Genomic DNA, 3827 nt, shown 5'->3' with positions numbered 1-3827 from the left:
CTCCTCGTCGTCGGCGAGGAGCTGAGCGTCGTGCAGTGGCTGGCGATCGCCTGTGTCGTCGCGGCGAGCGTCGGGGCGACCCGGTCGGCCGCCCCTGACCCGCGCCCCCGACCTGCTCCGATCGGCGGCTGAGCCGCGGCTGAGCGGCGAGCTCAGGAATCATTCACCGCGAAGTCACCTGACGGTGATGCGCCGGCGACACCAACCGGATTACGGTGGGGCGCAACCCCCGATCTCCCCCCATCGGAGCGATGCTCATGTTCTCCCCCCTGCCTCACCTCGCCCGGCTCGGCCGGGCCGTCGCGGAGTGGCCGGTCGCCTCCCAGCAGCACTCCCGCCGCAACGCCATGATCGCCCTCACCGCCTGCGCCGACCGGCGTGCCGAGCGCGAGGAGGTGGCGGCGTACCTCGCCGAGCGGCGCGCCCAGCCGGAGGAGGCGACGTCCTTGGCCACCGTCGAGCACGAGGTCGCGGTCCGCGCCTGACGCCGGCTCCGGGACCCACGGCCCGCCGCTGTGTGCGGCAGGGCACACCCCGCCCGCGGGTGCCCTCGGGCAGAATCTCGGTATGCCCACCTCCGCACCCGACACCGCCGAGACCGACCTGGTGTCGTTCCACGACATCCTGTCCGACGACGGGACGCACGTCCGGGCGTGGACCAACGACCCTGCCGGAGTGATCGACGGGCCCACCGTCGTGCTCTGCAACGGGCTCGGCACCAACGCCTACCTCTGGCCCGCCCTGCTCGACCCCTCCTGCGGAGTCCGGGTCATCTCGTGGAACCACCGGGGCGTCGGTGGCTCGGAGCGTCCACGCAACCACCGCCACGTCGAGATCGAGCACTTCGTCGAGGACGGACTGTCCGTGATGGACCACTTCGGCGTCGACCGGGCGGTGCTCATGGGCTGGTCCATGGGCGTCAACACGATGTTCGAGCTCGCGACCCGCAACCCCGAGCGGGTGGCCGGGCTGTTCGCCGTCTGCGGCGTCCCGGGCGACACCTTCCGCACCATGCTCGCGCCGCTCCGGCTCCCGCACCCGATCGCCCGGCTGCTCACCATCAACGTGTGCCGGGTCGCCAAGCTGACCGGCTGGGCGATCACCCCGATCTCCACGCGGCTGCCGATCGGACCCCGCGCGGTCGCGCTCATCTCCCACAGCGGCTTCATGTTCCCCGTCGCCGACCCCGAGCTCGCCGCCGTCGGCATCCGGGAGTTCATCAGCACCCCGGTGCAGTGGTACGCCAACCTCGCGCTCGGCACCTCCAAGCACGCCCGCGTCTCCCTGAGCGGCATCGATCACCCGGCCCGGTTCGTCGCGGCGACGCACGACCTGCTCGCCGGCGCGCGTGACATGGCGACGGCCGCCGACCGGCTGCGCGACGCCGACTACATCGAGCTGCGCGGCTCGCACTTCATCCAGCTCGAGCAACCCGAGCGCGTGCACGAGCTGCTCCTCGAGTTCCTCGAGAAGGTCGGGGTTCGCGCAGCCGCTTGAGTAGGGGCGGCTCGGTATCTTCGGGGCCATGAGCGCCCGTCGTACGGCCGTCGTCCTGGTGATCTCCGCGGCGCTGCTCGCGGGCTGCGGCGAGGACGAACCCACCGGGGCCGACGACACGACCAAGCCCACCGCCACCGACGAGCGCAGCGACCGGCCCAGCAGCGCCCCGACGACGGGTCCGACCACCGGCACCGAGGGCCAGGGCGGTCCCCCGCGGGTGGCCGACACCGTGGCCAGCGGGCTCGCGGTCCCGTGGGGCATCGACTTCCTGCCGGACGGCCGGGCGGTGGTGACCGAGCGCGACACCGCGCGGGTCCTGGTGATCACGCCCCCCGACGGCGGCGGCGAGGGCGAAGTGGTCACGGTCGGCCAGATCCCCGAGACCGCCCCCCAGGGTGAGGCGGGACTGCTGGGCGTCGCCGTCTCCCCCGACTTCGCGCGCGACCGCCTGCTCTACTTCTACGTCTGCACCGCCGACGACAACCGGGTGGTGCGCGCCGAGCTCGACGGCGACGGGCTCGGGCCGACCGAGCCGGTCCTCACCGGGATCCCCGGCGGCTTCATCCACGACGGCGGCCGGCTGGAGTTCGGACCCGACGGCTTCCTCTACGTCTCCACCGGCGAGACCGGCGAGGACGCGCTCGCCCGGGAGCGCGAGGGGTACGCCGGCAAGATCCTGCGGATCACCACCGAGGGCGACCCCGCTCCCGGCAACCCGTTCGACGACGAGGTCTGGTCGTGGGGTCACCGCAACGTGCAGGGGCTGGCGTTCGACGACGACGGCCGGCTGTGGGCAAGCGAGTTCGGCTCCAGCAGCTTCGACGAGCTCAACCTGATCGAGGCCGGCGACGACTACGGCTGGCCCGTCGTCGAGGGCGAGGGCGGCGAGCCCGACTTCCACGACCCCGCCCTCACCTGGCCGGTCGACCAGGCCTCCCCCTCGGGCCTCGCCTACCTCGACGGCGAGCTCTGGATGGCAGCCCTCCGCGGCGAGCGGCTCTGGCGGATCACCGTCGACGGCGCCGACGCGACCGACCCCACGTCGTACTTCGCGGGCGAGTACGGCCGCCTCCGCACCGTCGTCGTCGCCCCCGACGGACGTCTCTGGCTCACCACCAGCAACCTCGACGGACGCGGCGAGCCCGCCCCCGACGACGACCGGATCCTCGTCGTCGAGCCCTGACCCCTCCGCCACGCCGCCCGCACTGGCCGAGGATGTCCGCGCCTCCGGTGGTCGAGGAGGTCGCGCAGCGACCGTCACGAGACCCCCGACGCCGGTGGTCGAGGAGGTCGCGCAGCGACCGTCACGAGACCCCTCACGTCGCTGGTCGAGGAGGTCGCGCAGCGACCGTCACGAGACCCCTCACCCTCGTTGGTCGAGGAGGTCGCGCAGCGACCGTCACGAGACCCCTCACGCTGGTGGTCGAGGAGGTCGCCGCCACGCAGGTGGTCGAGGAGGTCGCGCAGCGACCGTCACGAGACCCCTGCGGGTGCCTTGGTTTCGAGGCTCGCTGCGCTCGCACCTCAACCAGCGGCGACGGGTGGTCGAGGAGGTCGCCGCCACGTCGGTTCACGTCGTTGGTCGAGGAGGTCGCCGCCACGTCGGTGGTCGAGGAGGTCGCGCAGCGACCGTCACGAGACCCCTGCGGGTGCCTTGGTTTCGAGGCTCGCTGCGCTCGCACCTCAACCAGCGGCGACGGGTGGTCGAGGAGGTCGCCGCCACGTCGGTGGTCGAGGAGGTCGCGCAGCGACCGTCACGAGACCCCTCACGCTGGTGGTCGAGGAGGCCGCCGCGACCTCGCCTCGGTGGTCGAGGAGGTCGCGCAGCGACCGTCACGAGACCCCTGCGGTGGTTCTCCACAGCCAGGCTCCCGGCGTGCGGGTTGTGTCGGCGCCCTCGTGTTGAATGTTCTTTATGAAACAGACGCGGAGTGGTTGGGCGGTGGGATCGGATGGCCGGTCCACCGCTGAGCTGCTGCGCGACCTCGCCTCCCACGTGCTGGTCCAGCGCAACGCCGAGATCGACCAGTTCAAGACGATCATCGCCTGGGCTGATGCGAGCGTGGTCGACGATCTTGAGGGCGCGGCCACTATCCGCGACAGCTATGTCGATACGGGGATCCCGATCGCGGGCCCCGGCGCACCCCTGGTGTCGGAGTTCGGGTTGAGCGAGCTGGTCGCGACCCTGGGCCGGTCCCTCGACGGTGGCCGCGACCATGTCGGGAAGGTCATCGAGTGCGGCTGGCGGCTCCCGCGGGTCCGCGACGCCGTGTACGCCGGGAAGGTCCCGGTGTGGAAAGCGCTGCGGGTCGCCGACCTCACCCGCA

The 3827-nt window shown here is 72.3% G+C and carries 3 protein-coding genes and 1 pseudogene; all 4 read left to right on the top strand.

Going from position 1 to position 3827, the window contains the following annotated elements; translation table 11 throughout:
- The first annotated feature begins 257 nt into the window (after positions 1-257).
- Positions 258-485: a hypothetical protein gene (locus H0488_RS22380; RefSeq protein WP_183101414.1), complete on the top strand. Its 228-nt coding sequence runs from the start codon at positions 258-260 to the stop codon at positions 483-485.
- Positions 486-567: 82 nt separating this feature from the next.
- The gene (locus H0488_RS22375; RefSeq protein WP_183101413.1) at positions 568-1497 is read left to right on the top strand and encodes an alpha/beta fold hydrolase; all 930 of its coding nucleotides are present in this window, start codon (positions 568-570) and stop codon (positions 1495-1497) included.
- 28 nt (positions 1498-1525) lie between these two features.
- Positions 1526-2683, top strand: a complete 1158-nt coding sequence (locus H0488_RS22370) for a PQQ-dependent sugar dehydrogenase (RefSeq protein WP_183101412.1) — start codon at positions 1526-1528, stop codon at positions 2681-2683.
- 732 nt (positions 2684-3415) lie between these two features.
- Positions 3416-3827: pseudogene (locus H0488_RS22365) on the top strand (hypothetical protein); the annotation flags it as partial.

The sequence above is a fragment of the Nocardioides pelophilus genome, from assembly GCF_014180685.1.
Classification (GTDB): Bacteria; Actinomycetota; Actinomycetes; order Propionibacteriales; family Nocardioidaceae; genus Nocardioides; species Nocardioides pelophilus.
The sequence above is the reverse complement of the archived record's forward strand: the minus strand, read 5'-3'. Positions and strand labels throughout refer to the sequence as shown.

Excerpts from the sequence above, each read along its gene's own strand:
- H0488_RS22380 (WP_183101414.1), top strand. The coding sequence starts at position 258 with ATGTTCTCCCCCCTGCCTCACCTCGCCCGGCTCGGCCGGGCCGTCGCG.
- H0488_RS22375 (WP_183101413.1), top strand. The coding sequence starts at position 568 with ATGCCCACCTCCGCACCCGACACCGCCGAGACCGACCTGGTGTCGTTC.
- H0488_RS22370 (WP_183101412.1), top strand. The coding sequence starts at position 1,526 with ATGAGCGCCCGTCGTACGGCCGTCGTCCTGGTGATCTCCGCGGCGCTG.